Origin of the sequence: Streptomyces sp. NPDC006384 (assembly GCF_042870695.1) — a bacterium.
Lineage (GTDB): Bacteria > Actinomycetota > Actinomycetes > Streptomycetales > Streptomycetaceae > Streptomyces.
The window spans coordinates 1-24,797 of sequence record NZ_JBIAHR010000027.1 but is presented as its reverse complement, the minus strand read 5'-3'; the positions used below and the strand labels follow the sequence as shown (position 1 = coordinate 24,797).

Here is a 24,797-nt window from a genome sequence, read left to right as displayed (position 1 = left end):
GTGGCGGGCTCGGGTGTTGCGCAGGACCGTTCCATGTCCAGGGGATTTTCACGAACAGGGCATCGGAACCTCTCTTTTGGGGACAGAGTGGACCATTCTTATCAGGCGTGGCAGGAAGTGCTGGCCGAGGAGTTCTTCGGACGGCAGCACGCCGGTCACCCGACACTGTTCTACGTCGACGACGACGTGGAGCAGGAGCTCAGGCACGGCTACGGCATGGAGGAGCCCCTCGCACAATGCGTGGGCAGGTTCCTGCGGCTGGGGACCGCGGAACCGTACAGCGCGCTGGAGGATTACCGCTGGCGCAAGCGGCAGCAGGACAAGGACGGCGTGCCCGCCTTCCTGCCACTGCTGGCCTGCTCGGTGATGGCCGCGTCCCGGATGACGAACGACCGGAACCACCGGGCCACCGCCTACCACGCCCGCTTCTCCGAGCTGTTGACCGGTGACGAGAAGCAACTGGGCAGCCATCACTATGAGCCCATCTCCCGCATGTGGCAGGTGCTGGCATCCTGGCAGCACAGCCAGAAAGGCGCCGGGGGCCTCTGCACCATCCCCGCACCCGCCGACCTGCCCTCCAACCGCAGCATGATCGGCTTCGCCCAGTCCCAGGCGCTCCTCAGCGGCGCGGACCGGTCCTTCCTGCCGAAGCTCTTCCGGTCCTTGCGAGAGCACGGCACGACCTGGCCGCTGCCGGGGGAGACGCTGCTGGCCCAGATCGAGATCCGGGGCATGGAGCAGCACTTCTCCAAAGGCTTCCGCAATGCTCTGCAGGAGGATGAGTTCCGCCCCTTCCTCGCCAAGCTGATCGGCAACTACGCCGCTTCATGGGACGGTTCGGACGAGCTGGTGCCCACCGGTGTCACCAGGGCCGAACTCCTGGTGCGCCTGGACGCGGGGCGTCTCAGCTGGGTGGCACGCATGCGGTCCGCGGAGCAGAAAGCGCGCATCGAGCTCAAGGACGGTGTCGTCCTCGAGCAGCTCGGCGACACCGCCTACTACGAGGTGACGGGCCTGCCCGCCCCGAGCGCGGACACTCTCACCAGGGGCATCCGCCGGGTCGGCGACAATCTAGTGCTCAGCCGCCCCTCCTGCTCCGTCCTGGTGCTTGCACGGGACGACGTGCTCGGCGTGTGGGCCGGCACCGACGGATTCCGCCAGGGAGAGGCACACGTGGTGCTCGCCGCCCCCACCGCGCAGCGGGACGTGCAGCGGCTGCTGGACAAGGCCGCGACCACGGGCCGGAGCGCCGACACCAGCAAGCTGGCCTGGGTGCCGCAGGGCTGGTCCCTGCACAAGCCCGTCACCTTCGACGACGCGGTCACCCTGCGCCGGGCGCTCCAGGAGGTCCAGGGCGCGGTCGGCCTCCTGCACCCCCCGGCCCAGTTCAAGCTCCGCCTCGAAGGCGGACTGAAGCTCGCGCCTACGCTCGATCCCCACTTGTACCTGCGGGGAGGCGAGCCCCAGGTCGTCCTCCCGGACGCCACGGAGGACACGGGCACCCTCCTGGTCGACGGAAAGGAGTGGCCCGAGCTCAGGAAGGCGATCGCCGCAGGCAGATCCGTCCCCTTGGCCGTGCTCCGGCTGGAGCCGGGCCGCCACACGGTGAGCTATGCAGGCTCGCAAATCGACTTCGCCACCGTGGACCAGGCCGTCGTGGAACCGAAAATGACCAAGGTCTGCGGCTTCACCGTCGTGGATGGCAAGGCCTCGGAGTCGCCCTCCCTCCTCGCCGAACAGGCCCTGTCGACCGGCATCACCGGTGCCGACTGTACGAGCGCCACCTCCCAGGACGCGGCAACCGTCATGGAGCTGTGCCGCCGGGACGCGGACGAAGTGCTGTTCGCAGCAGCCGACGGACGGCTGTGGACGTTGGAGGCCCCGGAGCAACCGGACTGGTGGACGGATCGTCTCCCCGACACCCCCGCTCCGCTCCGCTTCGAAGCCGACTTCCACGACATCGGCGGCTGGCTCCTGGAGCGCCGGAGCGGACGCTGGAAGGGCCGCCCGGTGAACCCTGGAACGCCGAAGCCGAAGAGCGCCGGCCACCCGCGGGCATGGGCCCGTGCCGTCCTCAACGCCCAGCAGGCGTCCGGCGAGCCCTCGTGGGCCGAGTACGTGCAGGCAGCGAAGGAACTGGACCGATGACGGGACCGATGAGCAGCACCGAGTTCGGCGGGATCCTCCTGCGCTGGCTGAGCGAGAGCCGCAGTGGCAAGGCGTCCGCGCTGCGCGACGGAGTCCGCAGCCAGGCTCAGGCATGGGGTCTGGAGCTGAAGGAATACGCCGACTGGGACTGGATGCGCAAGGCCGCAGCCCTCGGTTTCATAGACGTGGACCTGCGCGCCGACCGCTGGTCGGTGGCCCCGCCGGTGCTGACCAGGCTGCCTCACGCCGACGGCCTCGCAGTGCTGACCGGCGCGCGCACCGCGCGGATCAGCACGCGCGTCGAAGAGGCGGCACAGGAGTGGATGGAGTTGATCACCGTCCCTCACCGGCCGGAGGCCGGTGAGGCCCCGCTGCCCGACACCCTTCTGTTCCAGTACGAGGACCCGCGGACCCTGCAGGAAGCCGCGGAATTTCTCGGGGCCCGCTACGTTCCCTGCGCAGCCCTGCAGTTGATGGAGCTGCTTCCGCACGCGGCGCCGGGCCCCGAGTCCGCGCCGCCCGGTGGGAGCACCGCCAACACACTGGAGAAGTACGAACTGCGCCTCCAGCGGTTCGTCCCTGTGGCAAAGGATGACGAGGACGGTCTGTACCGGTGGCGCGGAGCCGACTACGCACGCCTGACCCGCATCCGCCGCAACGGCGTCTTCCACTCAGTGGAACGCGAGACGGGCGTCTACCTGGAGCTCGCCCGCCACCGCACCGGCGCGATGCGCTGGCGGCCGGAATCCGGCAAGGGCCGTGCCGGCATCGGCCGGTTCTTCGTCGACCGGTACGCGCCCCTGCCCGCCCTGCACGAGCGTGCGGCGGTCCTGTGCAGCGGCTTCCCGCCCTCGGTAGGCAAGCAGAGGCAGACCCGCGCGTACGACAACGTGCCAAGAGCGCTCGCCGAGGCGATCGCGGCCTCGCTGCAGCAGAACCTGGAGATCATGCCGCGACCGGTGGCGGCCACCGGCGGGAGGGCCAAGTGAGCGTCGAACAGCAGACAACGGCGGTGACGGACACCGATGTCCAGGATGTCATGGGCACTTTCGGTGACCTGCGCAGCGCACTTTTCCGCTACTACGACACCCCGTTCGGCGTCGATGACCGTTCCGTCATGGAGGAACGGCGCAACCTCCTGGACCGGGACAACGGGGCCTGGCGCGACCCGCTGATCGAGCTGCGCCCGCAGTACGCCTCCCGGGGCGTCGGCATCGCAGAGTCCTTCGCCGAAGCGGGAGCGCACCCCGACGCGGCCGAGTTCGCCCGCTTCACGCTGCCCGAAGGAGTGACCAGCCTCTACCAGCATCAGCACGACGCCCTGGTAGCCGCCTGCGAGGGCAAGGACTTCGTGGTCACCGCAGGCACCGGTTCCGGCAAGACGGAGTCCTTCCTGCTGCCGGTCCTCGCCGACCTGGTCGCCGAGTCCGCCCACTGGCAGGGCACCCGTGCGGTGCAGCGGGAATGGTGGCAGGGAGACGGCGACTACGTGCCCAGCCGCCAGAGCGAGGATGGGCATCCCGCTGCCATGCGCGTGCTGATTCTCTATCCCACCAACGCACTCGCCGACGACCAGCTGGTCCGGCTCCGGAAGTCGCTGGACAGCCGCGAGGCCCACGCATGGCTGGACCGGAAGCGCAACGGACACCGTTTCTACTTCGGCCGCTACACCGGAGCCACCCCCGTCTCCGGCAGCCGCGACTCCGAGCCGGCGAACTTCCGTCTCCGGCAGTACCTGCGGGAGGTCCAAGAACGGCAGCGCAAGGCCGACGAGAAGCTCGACGAGGAGCTGCGGGCCTTCATCCCGCGCCTCGGCGGAGCGGAGATGCACGCCCGCTGGGACATGCAGGCCGCGCCGCCGGACATCATGATCACCAACTACTCGATGCTGAACATCATGCTGCTCCGCAAGCAGGAGGAGCACATCTTCAGCGCCACGAGAAAGTGGCTGGAGAAAACCCCAGGCGCCCGCTTCACCCTGATCCTCGACGAGCTCCACATGTACCGCGGCACGGCCGGCACCGAGGTGGCCTACCTGCTGCGCAACCTCCGCCATCGTCTCGGCCTCGACAAGAGCCCCGAGAAGCTGCGTGTGCTCGCCGCCTCCGCCTCCCTGGAGGCCGGCCGGGACGACGAGTTCCTCGACGGATTCTTCGCCCTGCCCGGCTCCCGGCGCGTGATCATCCCTGGAAGGACGAAGGAGATCCACGGCGGGGGCGACCTGGCCGTACACACCGAACGCCTTGCGCAGGCCGCGAAGGCCCCCGTCACCAAGGACCAAGCCGTCACCCTGGCGAGGGAGACCGGCCTTGGCCCAGCGCTCCAGCGCGCACTCACCCCCGGCGGCAAGCCTCGTGCTCTGCCCGCTCCCGAACTGGCGAAGACTCTCTTCCCGGACGCCCCCGAAGAGCAGCGCCAGGACGCTCTACACGGAGTTCTGCGCATACTCGGTTCCGCACAGGATCCCGAACTCCCTCAACTCCGCGCCCACTTCTTCTTTCGGAACATCGAGGGCATCTGGGCCTGCTCCGACCCGAACTGTTCCGCCGTTCCCGTGGAACACGGCCCCGAACGGCGAGTCGGCCGGCTTTTCGCCGAGCCCACTTCCCGTTGCACCTGCGGCGCCCGCGTACTGGAGCTTCTCTCCTGCCAGGCCTGCGGCGACCTCATGCTCGGCGGATACGCGAGCCCCAAGGACACCCAGCAGCGTAAGTTCACAGGTGCCCTCCACACCGACTTCCCGGATCTGGACCTGCTCCCCGACGAGGCCAGTGGCGCACCTACGGCAGCAAACTACGTCGTGTATTGGCCGCGCACCAAGGGCCTCGGCCTCGACGACCCCGGCTGGCACGCGGGCCTGTCCGACGGCGGGCCGCAGGTCGAGTTCGAATTCCGCCGCAGCGCCTACCAGCCCGCCACCGGCCGCCTGGAGAATCGGGACGTCCGGCACACCGGTTGGTCGTTCCACATCTCTGTGCCCCTGGACAAGGAGGGCAAGAAGCCGGCCTACGACCCGGCCCGGCTGCAGGCCTTCCCCACCCGCTGCCCCGCCTGTGGCGACGACTGGGAGATCAAGCACGACAGGGACGGCCGTTTCATCCCGCTGGAATCTCCTGATCGGCTGCGCAACGCACCGGTCCGGCGGATGCGCACTGGTTTCTACAAGATCAACCAGGTGCTGGTGACCGAAGCCCTCGGCCACCTTCCCGACGGCCGGCGCAAGGCGATCGCCTTCTCCGACAGCCGTGACGACGCCTCCGAGCTCGCCAGCGGTCTTGCCCTGCGCCACCACCAGGACCTGCTTCGCCTTCTCAGCGCGCAGGCCGTCGAGAGCCAGGGGGACCCGTTCGGAGACCTCCAACTGGTGAAGGCCCACTACGCCGGGGAAGCCGTCGACCGTGCCGGCGTTCGCACCGCCATGGAGCGGCTGCGGGACCGCAACCCGGCGGACTGGGGGCGTCTGAAGGCGATCCTTGCCGACGACCTCGACGCGGAACCGGAACTCCTGCCCGACCTGGAGCGGAAGTTCTCCGAACTGCCCTCGCTGGACGACCTCGCCTCCGACCTCGAAGGCATGCTGCTGAAGTACGGCACCAACCCCGCCGGTCCCGTGGCCTCGCTCCAGCAGACCTCGGCGGGGCAGCCCTGGACCGCGCTCTACAACTGGGAACGGGACCGGGAAGCGGTGGTGGAGACCCAGGCCCAGGAGGAACTCCTCAACCGCCTCCGCTCCCGTCTCCGCCTCGAGACCATCGGCAGTCTCTTCTCCGGCGGGGGCCGTGACTTCGAATCGCTCGGGCTCGGCTGGCTCTGCCTGCGCGACGATCGCTCGCCTCTGGAGATCAGCCCGGACAGCGATCAGGCCGTGGCGCGTGCCAGTCTGCGGATTCTCGGCCTGATGCGGCGCTTCACCCGGATTCGTGCCTCTCTTCAGAGGCCGCCCGCGCCTTTGAAGCGCTTCTGGAAGCAGGTCGCCGAACGCCAGGGCACCGATGTGCCGACGATCGAGGACCGGGTGCTCGGTGTCTGGAAGGACGCCGTGGTCGACTACGTCATCAAGCCGGAGAAGGTGGCGCTCCGCCCCGGCAGGAACACGACCTGGACATGTTCTTCCTGCCACCGGCCACACCTGCACCCGGGCGCGGGACTGTGTACCAAGTGTCTGACCCCCCTGCCCGCCGTGCCTCAGCAGTACAGCGGAGTCCTCGAAGACGACTACTACGCATGGAAGGCCGCCCACCGCACCGGTGACTTCCCCCTGCGCACCGCGGAGCTGACCGGCCAGACGGACCGGTTGGAGGCCCAGCGCCGGCAGAGCCTCTTCCAGGACGTCTTCCTCGGTGACAACGACGTCCCGCAGGCGGACGGCCTGGAACTGCTCTCCGTGACCACGACGATGGAGGCCGGTGTCGACATCGGCCCCCTCAACACCGTGATCATGGCCAACATGCCACCCACCCGCTTCAACTACCAGCAGCGGGTGGGACGCGCAGGCCGACGCAACAGCCCGGTCGCCATGGCCCTCACCGTCTGCCGCGGCCGCAGTCACGACGAGCACTACTTCGCCCGGCCGGAAGCCATCACCAACGACCCCACTCCGCCGCCCTACCTGGTTCTCGGCATGGTCTCCGTCTTCCGGCGGGTCCTGCTGGGAGAGGTCCTGCGCCAGGCCTTCGAGCCCCTGCAGCCGGAAGACCGGCGGAAGGGGCCGGACATGACGACCAATGTTCACGGACAGTTCGGTCTCGCCGCCGACTGGCCGACGCATCGCGGTCCCGTCCGCCACTGGATCGCTGAACACCCAGACCGCATCAGAGCCGCTGCCGCCGCCCTCCAGACCGGAACACCGGAGAGCATCGCCGCCATCGATCCGGTGGCCGCCATCGACGAACTCCTCGGCCAGGTCGACGAGGTGGCAGCCCGGAGGGTCGGCCACTCCGACCTCAGCCAGCGTCTGGCAGAGGCGGGCCTCCTGCCCATGTTCGGTTTTCCGACCCGCTCCCGCCTCCTCTACCGGAGCATTCCGCAGAAGGCTTTCCCCTGGCCGCCGGCCGACTCGGTCAACCGCGACCTGGCCGTCGCCCTCAGCAAGTTCGCACCGGGCAGCGAAACCCCGCAGGACGGCCGTCTGCTCCTCTCCAGGGGAGTGGTCTCCCTCGTGCCGAGCGGGCGCGGAGTGCAGGCTGCCGAGGACCCGTTCGGCCCGGAACAGCTGGTCGCCATGTGCCGGATCTGCTCCCACGTGGACCCGCAGGCCGAGGTCGACCCGGAAACCGGAAGCGCCGGCACCTGCCCCGCCTGCGGCGCGGAGAGCAAGTACTACAGGGCCGTTCCCTTCCGGGAGCCCGCAGGTTTTCGGGCCGCCCACGAAGCACGGGACTACGACGGCTACCGGGAGTTCGGCTCCAATGCCACCAGCGCACGGACCGCCACCGATCTGGAGAAGACAGCCCCGCGCATCCACCGTGCCGCCGACGACTGGATGGTCGTCCACACCGGCAGCGGTGACCGCTACATTGTCAACACCAATGCCGGAAAGCTCTTCCGGTTCGTCAAGAACACCGGTCCGTGGCGCGGATATGTCGCTCTGGACCATCCCAAGGCGGAAGCCGACCTGGAGATCGCCCTCGGCGCCACCCAGCACACCGACATGCTCTTCGTCGGGGCCAAGGAAGCCCTCGACACGAGCCGGGGTCTTCGCTTCGACATTTCGAAGTCCCAGCAGATCGACGGCTTCCCCGAGGCCTACCACGGCCGGCGAGCCGCCTGGTACTCGCTTGCAGCCCTGCTGCGGCGTGCCGCCGCCCCGCACCTGGACGTACAGCCGGAGGAACTCCTCAGCGGCATCCACGGCTCGGACGCCCCGGTGGCCGCTCCCGTCATGGCCTACCTGGCGGACAGCCTCGACAACGGTGCAGGCTTCAGCACCTACCTCGGTTCGGAGGAACACATCGAGGAGTTCCTCCAGGCGGTCGACCGATACGTGCACGACCTGGAAGCCGACCATCATGCGCAGACCTGTCGCAGCTCCTGCTACGCCTGCCTGCGCGACTACTCGAACATGCGCCTCCATCCGCTGTACGACTGGCGGCTCGCCCGCGACCTGACCGACGCCCTGCGCGGCCGGAAACTGCAGATCGACCCGAACGAGCACGCCGTCCTGCTGAAGGGCTGGGCGGACGAGGAGCCCACCGTCAGCCTGAAGGAGACCGCCGCCGGGCCGGTGGCGCTCTTCACATCGGACTTCACTGGCGAGCCCGTCGCGGTCGCCGTCAAGCATCCGCTGGAGTCCGCCGCCGAGGAGTGCGGGAACGAACGGCTCCAGGCCCTGTGTCACGAGATCCGCACCGGAGGCCTTGCCACCAGGATCGCCTTCGCCGACTCCTACGGCCTGGACCGGACCCCTGCCGCGGTGATCGAGCAGGTACACACCTTCGCGGAGGAGCTCTGATGACGGCAGGAAATTCGCTGGGAGCGGGCCAGGACGAGCAGGCTCGCCTGGAGGAGCTGCGGCAGCGCGAGATCGCCCGCCGCCTCGCCCTTCGCCAGGGCCGGGCTCTTGGGGTAGCTCAGCAGGCCGCGCATGCCGCCGACGGCCCTGTCCCGGTCGTTCCACTGCAGAAGCAGCCGGAGCCGGAACCGGTTGTGCCCCAGTCGGTCCCCGAAGGATTCGCCGACCGGGAGGCCTGGGAGCGTGCCCGCTCCTTCGCCGAGATCGTGCTGCCTGACGCGCTGAAGGCGGAGACCGGAACGCTCTCCGCGCAGAAACTGGCCCGGGCCGCGGCCCAGGTAGCATCCCGACAGGACGACCCGGTCTCCGGCGTCTCGCTGCTCGTCATGGCACAGGACCACGGGCTGGACGTCTTCAACGGTCGGCTCGACGACCACGCCCGCGCCCTGCTGGAGGACAGACCGCTGCCGCTCCTGGGAGAGCCGGGCAGCATGTGGCAGATCTACCAGGACGACCGTCGCCTGATGGAGACCAACCTGCCGGCCTCTCGGCAGAGGACGCTCCTGGCGAAGCTTCCCCGGCCGCTTCTCGACGACTACATCGACGAGGAGTGGATCAGCGCGGTCCCCGAACGCGACGGCACATCCCGTGCCGCCTACTTCCGTGCCCGCCTGGACCCGGCGTCCCTCACCGACGAGGAGATGGACCTCTTGGCCTGGCCCCTGGAACGGGAGCGCCGGGAGGCAGGCCCTGGAACGGATCCCGGCCATGACTGGCCGCAGGACTGGCGCCTGCTGGTGAGGCTGCAGGCGGGCGACGCCAAAGCCATCGCCGAGGAGTGGACCGACCTCCTGCCGCCGACGCAGAAGCTCCTCGACGCCCTGCGCGAAGTGCGGCGGACCGGAGAGGCCCCGGACGACTTCGTCGCCGACGAGCGGCTGTGGGCCCTCCTGGAGCGGATCGACCCCCACGTGCGCAGCGCGACCAACAAGAAGTTCAACGGCTGGATCGGCGTGCGGACCCTGATCAGGGCCGTACGGCAGATGCACCGTGCCCTCCTCCACGGGGACGACAAGACGGCGGAGCAACGGAGGAAGGCGGCGCTCACCGTAGCTGCAAGACTCCGGCACCACTCGCAGCCGGTGCGCTGGGAAGCCCAGAACGTCCAGGCCTATCTGCGCGCGGGTCAGGAGATAACGGAGTCCCTCAAAATGCTGGAGCAGGACGCCGAAGGTCGCCCCCCGATGCGGGACCAGCTCGGCGGAGGCGCCGTGGCCACGTTGCGGAAGAATCGGAGCTTCCTGGAAGACCGGCCTCTCGGAGAACGCGACCAGCCTCTCAACCCGTATATGGTGCTCGGCGTGCCCGACGGGGCGGACGACTGGAAGAAGGCCTGGCGAGCCCTGAGGAAGAAACTCGACGACAGCGGCCGCGTCCGGATCAACCGCGCCAAGGACGTGATCGAAAAGGCCGAGCGGGAGCAGCGGGAAGTACCCCGGTTCGCCGTCCCGCTCGTTCCGCACCGTTGGCAGGATCCCACCGGTACGAGCCACCGGCTGGAACTTCCACCAGAGCCTCTGCAGAGGCTCACCGCGCCGCCCACGCACAGCGACCGTGCGTGGTCTCGTACCGAGGCAGCCCGAGAAATAATCACCGAGGCGACCAAGCGCCTCTCCCCGGCTGAAGACACCGCAGCCCTTGAAGACCAAGAGAGCAGCACATCATGACCAAAAGTCGTAGGGCGCGCGAAGCCCAGAAAAAGCGAGCATCTTTTGCGGGGAGGGGACAATATTCCGGCAACGGTGAACTCAGGGCAACTGATATGCAGCCTTGGAAGTTCACTGCTAGTGAAATCCCCAAGATTGCTGCCGGAGCCCTAGATGCGCCAGCGATCCTCAAGTCCATCAACGAGGTACTCCTGCCCATGGTGGAAGGGGAGCTAGAACGTGTAGCTGAGACATTGGGTGCTCTTCTTGAAATCAGGGGGGTAGAAAGTGATCCTGCTGGTGCCATCCGGGCTGAGTTGATGAGACGTGTCCTTCCTCAGATTTCTGACTCTGTACGGAGCGGCGTGATGGAGGGGATGAGAACTCGTCAAATGCACTTGGCCCAGTTGGCTGCTATTCATCGCCAGACTTTCGAGTCTCAAAGCTTGAGGGTCGTATTGGCGCGGATCGACCACGAGTTGTCGCGGGCTGGTTTGAAGATTGTCGAGAAGCTCGATGATCTCTCACAGTTCAATGTAGTAGAGGATCCGCCCGGAGCGATGAGTCATGGGCCGGTTGTATATGAAGTTGCAGCGCCAGCTTATGTAGACAGTGAATCCGGGAAGCTTATTGAGCGTGGATGGATAAGAGCCGTTCCCAAGAATTCATTGCCAGTGCCTGCAGCGAAAAAGGTAAAGCCGGGAAAGAAGCGCAGGGCTGCGCACACGGAAGCAGATAAGAGGCAGAAAAAGGGTATCAGTGGAGATCCTGGTGATTCTTCACTCGAGAAAAATGTTCATCAGGGTCAGGTGCCTGACATTCAACAGGAGCCTGGGGGGTCGCCAGTCAGAGAGGGCGGTAAACGCAACCAAAGTGTAGACGCGAAGGGGAATGTTGAAGGCACTAGGGTCGCGGAACCTGACAGCGTGAGGCATCGCTCTCAAGCGAAGAGATCAACGGATCTGTCTCGCCAGCGGTCTAAGGGTAAGCGCTCGGAGCAGCGCATCATGCCTCCCCGCTCTGAGGGAAACAGCGATCGGCGAATTCCCGAGGAGGGATCGCGTGGTGGTGCCGGGTCTCGAACTGGGTCGCAGGGTGGCACGACAGATGGCCGTGCCCAGAAGAATATGAGTTATCGGCAGTCGTTGCGCGCAGCGGCTAGCAAGCAGATGAACCAGAGAGGCGCACGATGAGCTTTGGTATCGACTTTGGCACGAGTAACTCGGTTGTTGCTCGCTGGAACGGGCACACCACCGAGGTGCTGCCGGTCGATGGCGACAATGTGCCCGCCCAGTGGCGGATGTCGGAGTTCGAGCAGCTCTTTCCCTCCGTGCTGTCCGTCCGCGACCTCCAGCGCACCCTCTGCTTCGGCTGGGAGGCGAAGACCGCCACCAGTGAGCCGCTCGACGCCGTGAAGCGCATGCTCGGCACGCGCTCCAGCGCCGAGAAAGACGGCGGCATCGACGATCTTGAGGTCGCGGCCCAGCTCGAGGAGCACCATGTCTGGGTCGGCTCGGAGAAGTTCCACAGCACGGTTGCGGCCGCCTCTCTCTTCAGCCGTATGAAGGAAGGCGTCTCTGCTCAGCTGCTCGACCTCTCCGACGCGGTCGTCACCGTCCCCGCCAAGGCTACGGGCGGCGCTCGTTACCGCACCCGTGCCGCGGCAGCACTCGGTGGAGTGAAAGTGCGGGCCCTGCTCAACGAGCCCACTGCGGCTGCGATCTCGTACGCCCACGACGTTCCGATTCCCGGTCGCTTCCTCGTTTTCGACTGGGGCGGTGGCACCATCGACGTCACCGTCCTCGAATACGACGACGGCCTCTTCGAGGAGCAGACGTCCCGCGGCATCACCGCCCTCGGTGGCCTGGAGTTCGACAACGCGCTGGCCCAGCTGATCCAGCAGAAGATCGGCTTGGCCGCGAACCAGCTCACCAAGGCCGAACGCCGCCGGTGGCGCCGGTCGGTCGAACTGACGAAGATCGCCCTGTCTTCCGTGCCGATGGACGGCGCGCTCTTCTTCGACCTCCCGGTCGGCCTCGCCCCCTCGATCTCGAAGCGTGAGGTCAGGATCACGGCGGCCGAGTACACCGAGGCGATCACCCCGCTCATCACCCGTGCTCTGGAGCCGGTTCAGCAGGCACTGGAAGACCTGGCCATCACCTCGGGCGACATCGACTCCGTCCTGATGATCGGTGGCACTTCGCAGATCCCCCAGGTGCGTCACGCCCTGGGTGAGCTCCTCGGTCACGACCGCATCGTCGACAGCGACCTGTGCAGACCCATGACCGCCGTCGCTCGAGGTGCAGCCATCTATGCAGCCTCTCTTGACGGCGAACTCGGCGACGACAGCGAGTTTTCCCTGGTGACCAGCTATGACCTGGGTACGGCCGTGAGCGCGGGCGAGCAGAAAGGCTTCCGCGCTATCATCCGACGCAACGCCACTCTCCCCGCGGAGGGTTCGGCCAACTTCTACCCGGATACGCCGGGCGCTTCCTCGGTGCGCGTGCCGGTGATCGAGGGCGAGGTCGGTTACTCGGCCGACAGCGACCGAGCCTTCCCTCTGGCCAACATCGAGGTGACTCTTCCGACCCGGGAACAGGACATGCACCGGAACAAGATCGAGATCAAGTTCCGGTACAACGAGAGTGGCATCCTGCGCTTCACTGCGACCCACGCGGCCACCGGTAAGCAGCTCGCCGAGCGCGAGATCGATTCCTTCGGCCCCGACGGCACCCCACTGCAGCGGGGCCTCGACGACGAACTGACCCGTCTTTTGGCCCACACTGTCCGTCCGTTCGCAGACGGCTCCTCCAACGTCCGACATCTCTCGGCAGCCGAGGCAGCCAACGTCCGCCCCGCACCGATTGACATGTCCTTGCGTGTGGTGGAGACCGACCCCGCCGTAACGGTCAACGGTGAGTCGCAGGGAGTGGTGACGGAGGGACTTTGATCAGCTGCTGGACTGCTCACCTGGGGAGACGGGCGCGGTTGTGCAGGTGAGCCAGGGGGCGTGGATCAAGCTTCCGCCCTTATTGCGTACCATGTGCAAGTGCGCACCACCGACTACACCCTCCGCCCCGCCACCCCAGACGACCTGGACGCCGCCCGTGCCGTCATGCTCGACACCGTCTACCGCGACTTCGGGACCGGGTACGTGCCCCGTTGGCACCGGGACATCATCGATCTGGCCGGCGCCTACCTGGAGCCCGCCCGGCACACCCTCCTCGTCGCCGTGGACGGGCGGGACGGCGAGGTCGTCGCCACCGGGGCGCTCGACAGCCGGGGGCCCGCGCACCCGCCGAACCCGCGCCACGTCGCCGAGCGCTACCCCTCCGGCGTGACCGCGCAGCTGCGCCGCGTGTACGTCAGGCCCGATCACCGCAGGCGGGGGCTGGCGCGCAGGCTCGTCGACGAGCTGCTGGAGTTCGCCGCCGCCGACGGGGGTTACCGGGCCGTGTACCTGCACACCGATCCGTCCGTCACCGGGGCCGAGCCGTTCTGGCGGTCGTTGGCCAAGGTGGTGCACGACGAGCGTGAGGACGCGGGGGGCGGGCAGGGCGTCATGCACTTCGAGGTGCCGATGCCGTGAGGGCGGCGCCCGGCAACCAGCTGGAAACCGTTTTCAGGTAGGGTTTCCCGCGTCGTCTCCCTGTGCCGTCTCTCCGCTCCGTTCCTCCCAGACAGACTTCTCCACCCCGACCGATCCGAGGACCATGCGCTCCCACCGCCGCTCCCGGCTGCTCGCCCCGCTCCTGCTGTTCCCGCTGATAGCCGGCTGTTTCGCGTCCGGCGGCGGCGACGGGACCGAGGGGGGTGACGGTGCGGGCGGCTCCCGGCTCCGGGTCGGTCTCGCCTTCCCGCCCGCCGAGAACCTGTCGCCCTACAGCGCCGACGCCACCCTGCTCAGCCGCCTCGGCGTCACCGAGGGCCTCACCGCGCTGGACGCCAACGGCTCCGCCGCCCCCGCGCTCGCCGAGTCCTGGCGCAGGGACGGGGAGAAGACCTGGGAGTTCACCCTCCGCGACGCCGTCTTCCAGGACGGCAGCGACGTCACCCCGGCCGCCGTGGCCGACTCCCTGACCCGCGCCACCACGGCGAAGCCCGCGCCCGCCGCCCTCGCCGGCGTCACCCTCACCGCGAAGGCCGAAGGCGACCGGGTCGTGAAGGTCACCACCGCCACGCCCGACCCCGTGCTGCCGCTGCGGCTGTCCAGCCCGAGCCTCGCCGTCCTCTCCGCGAAGGCGTACAAGACGTACGACGAGAACGGCCGCGTCGACCCGGTCGGCACCGCCACCGGCCCCTTCGAGATCACGAAGGTGAACGGCGCGACCTCCGCCTCCCTCGACCGCTTCGACGACTACTGGGGCGGCCGCGCCCAGGCCTCCGGCATCGACGCCCGCTTCATCGCCGACGGCACCGCCCGCGCCAACGCGCTGCGCACCGGCGAGCTGGACATTGCCGAGGCCGTCCCCGTCTCCCAGGCGGCGAGCCTCGACAAGGACAGCCGCCGGGACACCGCCACCACCCGGACCACCAGCCTCCTGCTCAACTCCTCCACCGGCCCCTTCAAGGACGCCGGGCTGCGCGCCGCCGTCCGGGGCGCCATCGATACCTCCGTGTTCGCCAAGGACGTCTACGAGGGGTACGCCGACCCCGGCGCCGGCCTCTACGGGCCCGCCGTGACCTGGGCCGAGGGGAAGCGGAAGGCGCCCGTCGGACGGGCCGCCGCAGGGAAGGCGAACGGCGCCACCGTCTCGCTCGCCACCTACGACAACCGGCCCGAGCTGCCCGAGGTCGCCCAGGTGGTCAAGCAGCAGCTGGAGAAGGCCGGCTTCAAGGTGAAGCTCACCGTGCGCGAGTACTCGCGGCTGGAGGGCGACGCGCTGGCCGGGAAGTACGACGCCTTCGTGCTCGCCCGCAACACCCTCCTCGACACCGGCGACCCGGTCTCCATCCTCGCCGGCGACTACACCTGCGACGGCGGCTACAACATCGCCCAGCTGTGCGACAAGGACCTCGACGCGGCGGTGCGCAAGGCCGAGGGGATCGCCGACACCGCCCAGCGGCAGGACGCCGCCATGGCCGCCGAGGCCCGTCTCCTCGGCACCGACGCCGTCGTGCCGCTGGTGCACCAGCGGATCATCACCGGCGTCGGGAAGTCCGTGCAGGGTGTCGTCCTCGACCCGTACGAGCGCGCCCTCGTCGGCACCGGCACCCGGCGCTGAGCCGTGGGGCAGCGTGTGGCCACCGCGGCGTGGCGGCTCGTCCTGGCGGCCGGACTGGTGTGCGGGATCGGTCTGCTGCCGTGGCTGACCCGCACCGACCCGGCGCACACCGTCCTCAAGGCCCGGTCCGCCGACCGTGATCCCACGCCCGAGGTCCTCGCCGACATCCGCGAGCAGCTCGGCCTGGACGACGGGCCGCTGCACCTGCTCGGCCGGTGGCTCGGCGGACTGGCGCACGGGGACGCCGGGCGGTCGTGGATCTCCGGGAACGACGTCCTGCCCGACGTCCTCCAGGCCCTCGGCGCCTCCCTGATGCTGATGGCGGCCGCCCTCGTGGTCGCCGCCCTCACCGCCGGGGCCGTGTGCGCCCGCACCCTCCGGCTCGGCGCCCGCCGCCGGCTCGACGGGCGGCGGGCCGGCGGCACCGTCTCCGCCCTGGTCGCCGCGCTGCCCGAGTTCCTCGTCGCCTCCGTGCTCGCCACCGTCGTCGGGGTGCAGCTCGGGTGGCTGCCCGCGCTGGGCTGGTACGGGCCGCAGTGGACCGTGCTGCCCGCCCTCGCCCTCGGGCTGCCCGCCGGGGCCGTGCTCGGGCGGCTCCTCGACGACCTGCTGCCCGGCGCCTTCGGCGAGCCCTGGGCGCTGGCCGCCGCCGCCCGCGGACTGCCGGGCCGGCGCATCGCCCGGCAGGCGGTGCGCCGGTGCGTGCCCGCGCTGCTGCCCAACCTCGCGCTGTTCGCCGTCGGACTGACCGGCGGGGCCGTCGCCGTCGAACAGGTCTTCGACATCCCCGGCCTCGGCCGCACCACCCTCCAGGCCGCCCTCGCCCAGGACCTGCCCGTCCTCCAGGCCGGCACCCTCGCCCTCCTGCTGCTCGCCGCGCTCGCGACCCTCGCCACCCGTCTCGCCGGCCGCCTGCTCACCGGGCCCGCCCTGCGCGACGGCGCCCTGTCCTCCCTGCACCGGCCCGCACCGCCCACCCGCGGCGTCCTGCCCCTCCTCTACGCCGGTGTCCTGCTCGTCGTCGTCGCGTGGGGGCTGACCCGCGACCCGCTCGCCCTCGACACCGGGCAGCGGCTGCGGCCGCCCTCCCTCGCCCACCCCTTCGGCACCGACGCCCTCGGCCGCGACCTGCTCGCCCGCGTCGGCCACGGCGCCCTGGACACCCTGCTGCTCGCCTCCGCGATCACCGCCGCCGCCCTGCTCGCGGGCGTCCTGCTGGGACTCGTCCCCCGGGTGTCCGCGCCGCTCGTCGACACCGTCAACGCCGTGCCGGCCGTCCTCGCCGCGCTCCTGGTCACCGCCGTCGCGGGCAGCGGGGCGGCGACCCCCGCGCTCGCCGTGGGCGTCGTCGCCTGGGCGCCGCTCGCCGCCCACACCGCGTCGCTGCTGCGCCAGGAACGCGCCACCCTGCACATCACCGCCACCCGCGGACTGGGCGCCGGCCCCCTGCACCTGCTGCGCCGCGAGCTGCTCCCCGCCGTCCTGCCGCCCGTCGTCCGCCACGCCCTGCTGCGGCTGCCCGGCGTCGCCCTCGCCCTCGCCTCGCTGGGCTTCCTCGGACTCGGCGCCCAGCCGCCGTCCCCCGAGTGGGGCCTGCTCCTCGCCGAGAACCGGCCCTACGCCGAACGCGCCCCCTGGGCCGTCCTCGCCCCGGCCGCCGTCCTCGCCCTGCTCGGCGCGCTCGCCGTCACCGCGGCGGGCGCCCTGCGCCGGCCCCGCCACGGGACCTATGGGTCCCACGGGAGCCACCCGACCCCCATGGCCGCCGGCCCGCAGCCCACCGCCGCCGTCGAGAAGGAACCGGCCGCAGTCCGATGACCCCCGCCTCCACCGGCCCCGCACCCGCCGACCGGACACCCGGCCGGACGTCAGGCCGAACACCCGCCGACCGGACACTCGGCCAGAAGCCCGCCGACCGGCCGCCCGCCGACCGGACGTCCGCGAAGGCCCCCGGCCGCCGTACCGCCCCGGCCGTCCCGCTCTCCCCGCTCCTGCGGCTGCTCGTCCTGACCCAGCTCGCCTTCAACATCGGCTTCTTCGCCGTCCTGCCCTTCCTCGCCGAGCACCTCGGGCAGGGCGTGGGCATGGCGGGCTGGCTGGTCGGCTTCGTGCTCGGGCTGCGCACCTTCAGCCAGCAGGGGCTGTTCGTCGTCGGCGGGGCGCTGGCCGACCGGTACGGGATCCGGCCCGTCGTGCTCACCGGCTGCGTGCTGCGCATCGCCGGGTTCGTGTGGCTCGGGTACGCCGAGGAGACCTGGGCGGTCGTCGGCGCGGTGCTGCTCATCGGGTTCGCCGCCGCGCTGTTCTCGCCCGCCGTCGAGTCGGAGGTCGCCCGGCAGGCAGTCCTGTGGGAGGAGCAGGGCGGCGGGGACCGCACCCGGGTGCTCGCGCTGTTCACCGTGGCCGGGCAGGCGGGCGCGTTCGTCGGGCCGCTGCTGGGCGCGCTGCTGCTGGCCGTCGACTTCCGTACGGCGTGCCTGGCCGGGGCCGGGGTCTTCGTACTGGTCCTCGCCGGGCACGCGTGGCTGCTGCCGCAGCACCTGCCCGGGCGGGCCCGCGTCCACGCCAGGGGCGGGGCGCGGCTGCTCCTGCGCAACCGGCCCTTCCTCGCACTGTGCTGCGCGTACGGCGCCTATCTGCTCGCCTACAACCAGCTCTACCTGGCCCTGCCCGCCGAGGTGGAGCGGGCCGCCGGTTCGCAGGCGCCGCTGGCCTGGCTGTTCGCGCTGTCCTCGCTGCTGGTGGTGACGGCGCAGTTGCCGGTGACGCGGTGGGCGGGGGAGCGGCTGTCGCCGCGCCGGTCGATGGTGGCGGGGCTGGTGCTGATCGCGGCCGGTTTCACCGCCGTCGCCCTCGCCCGGCCCGCCGGGTGGACGGGGGCGGGCGGGCTGGTGCCGGCCGCCGGTTTCGTCGTACTGCTGACCGTCGGGCAGATGCTCGTCGCGCCCGTCGCCCGTGCCTGGGTGCCGGACCTCGCCGAGGACGGGCGGCTCGGGCTGTACACGGGGGCGTTGTCCTCGGTCTCCGGGCTGATCGTGCTGGCCGGGAGCTCCGTGACCGGCCTGCTGCTGGACGGCGGGCTGCCGGTCGCCGTGCCGTGGCTGGCGCTGGCCGCCGTACCGCTCGCCGCCGTCGCCCTGCTGCCCCGCGGCCGGCGGGCCGGCGGTTCCGGCACGGGCACCTGAGCCGGTGCCGGCCGCCTTCTTCGGCGGGACGTACGGGAACGTGCCCCGCCCCGCTCACGCCGCGGGGCGGGGCGGGGCGGGGCGGGGCCGGTGACGCGTCAGGCCGTCACCGTTTTCGTCTCCGGCTGTGCCGCCTGCCGGCGGTAGTGCCCGCCGAGCTGGCGCCCCAGCCACAGATGAGATCTTCACCACGTCATCACGTGTTTGCTCAGCGTGAGCTTTAGGGTTTGATCTTGGCTGTCAACCTCAACTCGTCGCGCCGGAAGGCCATTTGTCAGCCGGCTCAACGGTAATCCGCGCTGGCAGGCGCGCCATGGTCATCGGTACGCCGGCAGCGGCTGCCGGCGCTCTCGCGGTGCCCGCTCAGGCGTCACCCTGGTCCAGCTCCATCGCCAATGACCGGACCCGAAGTACACCGACGCGACCTTCATCAACTGCTTCAACTCCGGTGCCACATCCAGCGGCACGCGGAACGACCACGGTAGTGGCAACTACCACTGATCGGCAGTTCACCGGGTCCCGCCGCACACCATGCGGCAGGACCCGGCGCCCAGAAAGGCCCCCCATGACTCTCACCTTCCGCGAGTGCACCTTCCGCTACCGGGGAGGTGATGACGTCATCCAGAGCCTTGACCTTGCTTTCACTTCCGGGGCCACCGTTCTCCTCGGGCCCAACGGGGCGGGCAAGAGCACACTGCTGTCGCTCGGGGCGAGCGCACTGCGCCCGCGGTCCGGAGACGTGACATTCGACGGCCTGAGCCCGTGGAACCGCAAACAGGCCGCGGCCTACCGCGCCTCGGTGGCGTGGCTCCCGCAGAAGCCGTCGTTCCTCCCGGGGATGACCTGCCGTCAGCACGTCACCTACGCGGGATGGCTCAAGGGCATGACGCAGCGCGACGCGTCGAGCGCGTCCGGCGAGGCACTGGAACGCGTCGGCCTTGCCGAGCAGGCGGACCGGAAGGTCAGCGATCTGTCCGGCGGGCAGCAGCAGCGGGTCGCGATCGCTCAGGCCCTCGTCCACCGCGCCAAGGTCCTGCTCCTCGACGAACCCACCGTAGGACTCGATCCGAAACAGCGGAGATCTTTCCTCCAGCTCATCGCGTCACTGCGGAACGAAACACAAGTGATCGTCTCCACCCATGACATCGCCGACATCGGCGAAGCCTTCAGCGACGTCGTCGTACTTCATGGAGGGCAGGTCCTGTTCAACGGATCGGTTCCCTCGTTCCTCGCCCATGCGGGCACCCAGGGACCCTCGGAACGCGCCGCGGAGGACGCCTACACCGCTGTCCTCGAAGGAGGCACCCGGTGATCATCTGGCATCAGGTGCGGCGTTCGGCGGCTCCCTGGGTCGTCCTGCCGGCCGCCCTGTTCGTGTACATGTACATGGACAGTGCGGTTTTCACCGTTCCCTCGCACTACGGAATCGAGTCGGGCGAGAGCACGGTCTACGCTCTGGCCACGATCGCCCCGGCGGTCGCCGCATGTGCCGCATGGGACTCGGGGCGCATGCGGCACATACGCCACATGCTGACCACATCCGCACGGTCACGATGGTCGCTGCTGTTGTTCATCGGCACTCCCATCGCCGCACTGGGCGCCGCACTTCTCGTGCTCGCCGTCGTCATGGCACGGATCAATACCGGAGTATTCCCTTCCGGCGCCGGGTGGACCGCACTGGCACACGTGGTCATCGTCTCCGCCGAGTGGGCCGTGATCGGCTGGTTCGTCGGCGGACGTCTCCCCAGGAGCATTGCCGCACCGGCAGCGGCAGCCCTGTGCTGGGCCTGGCTGACGATGCCGCACGCCATGTCCAACGCATGGCTGAGGCACCTCGGCGGGTTCATCGACGGCACATCCACCATCACCGATGTCCACCGGCCCGAGATCTACTTCGTGCCGTGGGTCTTCACCGGCTGTCTCATAGCTGTCGCATGGCTCCTCACCCGTACCGGCTCCCGCCGTGTCTTCCTTCCCGCCGGCGCAGGCGCCACCGGGGCAGCACTCCTCGTCGGCCACGCCGCAGTCAGCGGATGGGGCTACAGCAACCCGTCGACCGTCCGTGCCGTTGATTCCGTATGTTCCGGAACCGCCCCGCAGATCTGCGTTCCACCGGAATACCGTTCCTCCATTCCGCAGATCCGCCGCAGCACCCAGGGCCCGCTCAACGCCCTGGTCGCCGCAGGCGTCACCCAGCCGAAGCGTATGGAAATCCTCTCGCCGTCGGTGAAGCTCACACCGGGCGTATGGCGGCTGCACTGGTCACTCCCTGCCGTTCACCAGCAAGCCCAGTACCACACGGCCGCCGACGTCATGGCGATATCGGCTGTCGAGGGAACCGCGGCCCAGTACGGAAAGGAGTCGTGCGGAGGCCCGTCCGCCCCAGAACTCGTATGGGCCACCGCCGTTGCAGGCAACAACAAGGACGAGGTACGCGCGGGAACCGATCCGCAGTTGTGGGGCCTGGTGGGACCTGTCCTCGATAAGCCGGTGAAGCAGCAGTCCGCCTGGTTCACGCAGCAGGTCCTCGACCACGCCTGCACAGCGCAGGAGGCGCGGTGAGACTCTATGCGACAGCGGTGCGGAAATGGTGGGCCGCAGCCGGAGCGGTCATCCTGATGGCAGTGGTGTGCCAGCTTTCGGGAACGAGCACCATCGAACTGCCCGCTCTCAACGGCAGCGGCGTCGCGCCCTTGGCATACTTCACTCCACTGCTGGTGTCCTCCACGGTTCTGTACTGCCTCAACCGACGCGCCGACCACATCGAACAGACCGCTGTAGTTGCTGTCGCCGTGATCGATGCAGCGTTCACAGCATCCGTGTTCGCCCTGTGCCTGGCGGCCGGTTACGTCACAGGCTTCGACACCGCCCGCAACGTCATACTGCTGACCTGCGTCGGCCTCCTGATCGCCCAGGTGGGCAACAGCGCATCAGGTATCGCCACGGGCATGATGCTGATGATCGCCAGCATCATCGCGGGACGCGGCCCGGCAGGAAGCCACGCCTGGTGGGCTGTGCCCCTGTATCCGTCGGACAGCATCCCTGCGTGGTCCCTGACCGCGGTACTGCTGGTAGCCACAGGCATCCGTTCCGTCAAAGCCTCCGGAAAGCCATAGCCTTCCCTCTGGGCCGACCGGAGCCGTGATGGGCACGAGGGCCCGCTCCAACCGGGCCTTCTGCGAACTCGTCCAGCGCGACGGCGGCTACCGGGGCTACGGAGCGGCCAACGCGCCCGTGCGGCTGGCCGCGCAGCACGCGGTACGCCGGTTCACTGGCGGCTGACGGTGCGGGTGACGCCGGCGACCACGGTGGTGGCCAGGATCCAGCCCATGATGATCAGGACGTAGGCCAGTGTCTGGTACCGGCCCGTGGGGGCGAACGCGTTCTCCTGGCCGAAGGAGATCACCGGCAGCAGCAGGTCGAGGGTGTAGAAGACCGGGTGGAAGTCCGGCGACTCGGCGGGTTTCAGCGCCGGCGGGGGGTGCAGCCCGAACGCGACCGAGCCGGCCGCCAGCAGCGACAGCAGCCAGCCGCCCGCGCGCAGCGGCCGGAAGCCGTACCCGACCGTGACGTCCTGGAGGTGTCCCCACAGCCGGGCGTACCAGGGCAGGGTGCGCCGGTGCCGCCGCTGCTTGGCGAGCTGGACCAGCCGGGCCGCGTCGTCGTCGCCGATCCGGCGGTAGGCGGCGGTCAGCTGCTCGTAGGCGTCCGGGGCGTAGCCGTCGGCGTCGCGCTCCAGCATGGGCAGCCGGCGCCCGGCAGGTTCGTGCGGGGTGAGGGTGGTGTAGACGAGGCCGCTGACGTGGACCTGGTCCGGCACCATCTCCGGTTCGACGAAGAGCACGTCGAGCTGGGCGCGCCGCAGGTTGAGGACGCCCCGTACCGGGTGGGAGCCCCGGCGCAGCCACAGCTCCCCGATGGTGGCGCTGCTCGCCCGCAGGGCCGGCCCGCCCGGATTGGACAGGCAGATGTACGACAGGTCCACCCGGCCCGCGATCCGGGCGGCGCGCAGACCGATCCACCCGCGCACCCGCGCGTGCCGCAGCAGCAGATGCCCCTCGACGGTGAGGATCTCGGCGTCGAACGCCGGACCGCCGTCGTGGGTGAGCCGTGCGCGGCTGAGGTCGACCGATCCGGAGACGGTGGTGCCGGTGAGCCGCAGCTCCCCGTGGACCCGCAGGCCGGGCGCCCACAGGTCGTCGCCGATGGTGGCCTGGGTGAGTTGGAGGGCAGGAGCGCCGTCGTCGCCTTCCAGCAGTCTGGCGTGGCCCAGACGCAGTGCGCCCGCCACCTGGGCGCCGGTGAGCGTCAGCCGGCCCCGCACCCGGCAGTCACTCAGCTGCACCATGCCGTCGACGCGGGCGCCCGCCAGGTCCAGTCCGGGCATCACGGATCCGCGCAGGCTGAGCCGCGGTACCTGGATGCCGTAGAGGCCGGGACGGTCGGTGAAGTAGCAGCGGCTCATCCGGACCGGGCGGTCGAGCACCGCGTGGGTGAGGTCGAGCTTGCCGGTGATGCGGGCTCCGGCGATCCGCAGGGCGGATATCTCACCGTCCTCCTGGGGCGCGGTGACCAGCAGGGTCCGCAGGACCCGGGCCCGCAGGGTGCGTTCCGGCCCCCAGCCCCCGCCTGCCGTCGCGTCCTCGTCCGCCTCGGTCCGGAAGTCCACGAGTTCGCCGCGGGGGAAGGCCCGCCAGACGCGCGACTCGGCCGGTGTCAGGTCGTCGATCTCCATCGAGGAGGGACTCTGACCCGAACCGGCCGATCACGTCAACGCGCTTTCCGGACGGACCGTCCGGAAGGCGCCTACTTCTTCGCCGACTCCACCGCGTGGCCGCCGAACTGGTTGCGCAGCGCGGCGATCATCTTCATCTGCGGCGAGTCGTCCTGCCGGGACGCGAACCGCGCGAAGAGGGAGGCCGTGATCGCGGGCAGCGGCACGGCGTTGTCGATGGCCGCCTCGACCGTCCAGCGGCCCTCGCCGGAGTCCTGCGCGTAGCCGCGCAGGTTCTCCAGGTGCTGGTCCTCGTCGAGGGCGTTGACGGCCAGGTCGAGGAGCCAGGAGCGGATGACGGTGCCCTCCTGCCAGGAGCGGAAGACCTCGCGGACGTTGTCCACGGAGTCGACCTTCTCCAGCAGCTCCCAGCCCTCGGCGTAGGCCTGCATCATCGCGTACTCGATGCCGTTGTGGACCATCTTGGAGAAGTGCCCGGCGCCGACCTTGCCCGCGTGGACGAAGCCGTAGGGGCCCTCCGGCTTGAGCGCGTCGAAGATCGGCATGAGGTCGTCGACGGTCTCCTTCTCGCCGCCGACCATCAGCGCATAGCCGTTCTTCAGGCCCCACACGCCGCCCGAGACACCGGCGTCGACGAAGTTGATGCCGTGCTTGGCCAGCTCCGCGGCGTGCTTCTCGTCGTCCGACCAGCGGGAGTTGCCGCCGTCGATGACGGTGTCGCCGTGCCTGAGCAGGGTCGCCAGCTGGTCGATGACGTGCTGGGTGGCGGCGCCGGCCGGCACCATCACCCACACCGCGCGCGGCCTCTCCAGCTGGTCGACCATGTCGACGAGGCTGGCGACGTCCGCCTTCTCCGGGTCGGTGTCGTACCCGACGACGGTGTGGCCGGCGTTGCGCAGGCGCTCGCGCATGTTGCCGCCCATCTTGCCGAGACCAACGAGACCGATCTGCATGTCAGTGCCCTTCCTTCAGTTCACGGTAGGCGGCCACCAGCGCGGCCGTGGACGGGTCGAGACCGGGCACGTCCGCGCCCTCGGTCAGGGCGGGTTCGACGCGCTTGGCGAGGACCTTGCCGAGCTCGACGCCCCACTGGTCGAAGGAGTCGATGTCCCACACCGCGCCCTGGACGAACACCTTGTGCTCGTACAGCGCGATCAGCTGGCCGAGGACGGACGGGGTCAGTTCGGTGGCCAGGACGGTCGTGGTGGGGTGGTTGCCGTGGAAGGTGCGGTGCGGCACCTGCTCCTCGGGCACGCCCTCGGCGCGGACCTCGTCGGGTGTCTTGCCGAAGGCGAGGGCCTGGGTCTGGGCGAAGAAGTTGGCCATCAGCAGGTCGTGCTGGGCCTT

The 24,797-nt window shown here is 69.7% G+C and carries 16 protein-coding genes and 1 pseudogene; 14 read left to right on the top strand and 3 right to left on the bottom strand.

The features are described 5' to 3' along the window. Positions 1 to 87: 87 nt before the first annotated feature. The 14 genes from ACFYOJ_RS29785 to ACFYOJ_RS29720 all read left to right on the top strand — a co-directional run bounded on the left by ACFYOJ_RS29785 (position 88) and on the right by ACFYOJ_RS29720 (position 21,997). On the top strand, positions 88 to 2,148 hold the full coding sequence (locus ACFYOJ_RS29785; protein ID WP_356555354.1) for a hypothetical protein: 2,061 nt from the start codon (positions 88 to 90) through the stop codon (positions 2,146 to 2,148). Further along, positions 2,145 to 3,137 carry a hypothetical protein gene (locus ACFYOJ_RS29780; RefSeq protein WP_356555356.1) on the top strand — a complete coding sequence of 331 codons (993 nt, stop codon included), beginning with the start codon at positions 2,145 to 2,147 and terminating at the stop codon, positions 3,135 to 3,137. The genes ACFYOJ_RS29785 and ACFYOJ_RS29780 overlap by 4 nt, the downstream gene beginning before the upstream one ends. Further along, positions 3,134 to 8,599 carry a DEAD/DEAH box helicase gene (locus tag ACFYOJ_RS29775; RefSeq protein WP_356555357.1) on the top strand — a complete coding sequence of 1,822 codons (5,466 nt, stop codon included), beginning with the start codon at positions 3,134 to 3,136 and terminating at the stop codon, positions 8,597 to 8,599. Before ACFYOJ_RS29780 ends, ACFYOJ_RS29775 begins: the two co-directional genes overlap by 4 nt. Beyond that, positions 8,599 to 10,326 (top strand): hypothetical protein, encoded by a 1,728-nt coding sequence (locus tag ACFYOJ_RS29770; protein WP_356555359.1) that lies wholly within the window; start codon positions 8,599 to 8,601, stop codon positions 10,324 to 10,326. Before ACFYOJ_RS29775 ends, ACFYOJ_RS29770 begins: the two co-directional genes overlap by 1 nt. After that, a complete protein-coding gene (locus ACFYOJ_RS29765) occupies positions 10,323 to 11,498 on the top strand; it encodes a hypothetical protein (protein WP_356555361.1) in 1,176 nt (391 codons plus the stop codon). The genes ACFYOJ_RS29770 and ACFYOJ_RS29765 overlap by 4 nt, the downstream gene beginning before the upstream one ends. Continuing rightward, positions 11,495 to 13,255 (top strand): Hsp70 family protein, encoded by a 1,761-nt coding sequence (locus ACFYOJ_RS29760; protein ID WP_356555363.1) that lies wholly within the window; start codon positions 11,495 to 11,497, stop codon positions 13,253 to 13,255. Before ACFYOJ_RS29765 ends, ACFYOJ_RS29760 begins: the two co-directional genes overlap by 4 nt. A gap of 99 nt (positions 13,256 to 13,354) precedes the next feature. Then, positions 13,355 to 13,894, top strand: coding sequence for a GNAT family N-acetyltransferase (locus ACFYOJ_RS29755; protein WP_356555364.1), 540 nt, complete (start codon positions 13,355 to 13,357; stop codon positions 13,892 to 13,894). 124 nt (positions 13,895 to 14,018) lie between these two features. Further along, on the top strand, positions 14,019 to 15,530 hold the full coding sequence (locus tag ACFYOJ_RS29750; protein ID WP_356555365.1) for an ABC transporter substrate-binding protein: 1,512 nt from the start codon (positions 14,019 to 14,021) through the stop codon (positions 15,528 to 15,530). Positions 15,531 to 15,545: 15 nt separating this feature from the next. Then, positions 15,546 to 17,348 (top strand): ABC transporter permease subunit, encoded by a 1,803-nt coding sequence (locus ACFYOJ_RS29745; protein ID WP_356555366.1) that lies wholly within the window; start codon positions 15,546 to 15,548, stop codon positions 17,346 to 17,348. Further along, the gene (locus ACFYOJ_RS29740) at positions 17,345 to 18,715 is read left to right on the top strand and encodes an MFS transporter (RefSeq protein WP_356555368.1); all 1,371 of its coding nucleotides are present in this window, start codon (positions 17,345 to 17,347) and stop codon (positions 18,713 to 18,715) included. Before ACFYOJ_RS29745 ends, ACFYOJ_RS29740 begins: the two co-directional genes overlap by 4 nt. A 565-nt stretch (positions 18,716 to 19,280) precedes the next feature. Beyond that, entirely contained in the window at positions 19,281 to 20,027 is a 747-nt protein-coding gene (locus ACFYOJ_RS29735; protein WP_356555370.1) for an ATP-binding cassette domain-containing protein, read from the top strand. Further along, the gene (locus ACFYOJ_RS29730; RefSeq protein ID WP_388598244.1) at positions 20,024 to 21,277 is read left to right on the top strand and encodes a hypothetical protein; all 1,254 of its coding nucleotides are present in this window, start codon (positions 20,024 to 20,026) and stop codon (positions 21,275 to 21,277) included. Before ACFYOJ_RS29735 ends, ACFYOJ_RS29730 begins: the two co-directional genes overlap by 4 nt. After that, complete coding sequence (locus ACFYOJ_RS29725; protein WP_356555374.1) at positions 21,274 to 21,831, top strand: hypothetical protein; 558 nt, start codon at positions 21,274 to 21,276, stop codon at positions 21,829 to 21,831. The genes ACFYOJ_RS29730 and ACFYOJ_RS29725 overlap by 4 nt, the downstream gene beginning before the upstream one ends. A 28-nt stretch (positions 21,832 to 21,859) precedes the next feature. Continuing rightward, positions 21,860 to 21,997: a hypothetical protein gene (locus tag ACFYOJ_RS29720; protein ID WP_356555378.1), complete on the top strand. Its 138-nt coding sequence runs from the start codon at positions 21,860 to 21,862 to the stop codon at positions 21,995 to 21,997. Here ACFYOJ_RS29720 and ACFYOJ_RS29715 read toward each other — a convergent pair. From ACFYOJ_RS29715 to ACFYOJ_RS29705, 3 genes and pseudogenes are all read right to left on the bottom strand, one after another. After that, positions 21,984 to 23,450 (bottom strand): membrane-associated oxidoreductase, encoded by a 1,467-nt coding sequence (locus tag ACFYOJ_RS29715; protein WP_356555375.1) that lies wholly within the window; start codon positions 23,448 to 23,450, stop codon positions 21,984 to 21,986. The genes ACFYOJ_RS29720 and ACFYOJ_RS29715 overlap by 14 nt on opposite strands. A gap of 71 nt (positions 23,451 to 23,521) precedes the next feature. Continuing rightward, complete coding sequence (gene gnd / locus ACFYOJ_RS29710; protein ID WP_356555377.1) at positions 23,522 to 24,403, bottom strand: phosphogluconate dehydrogenase (NAD(+)-dependent, decarboxylating); 882 nt, start codon at positions 24,401 to 24,403, stop codon at positions 23,522 to 23,524. A gap of 1 nt (position 24,404) precedes the next feature. Continuing rightward, positions 24,405 to 24,797 (bottom strand): annotated as a pseudogene (locus tag ACFYOJ_RS29705) (glucose-6-phosphate isomerase); the annotation flags it as partial.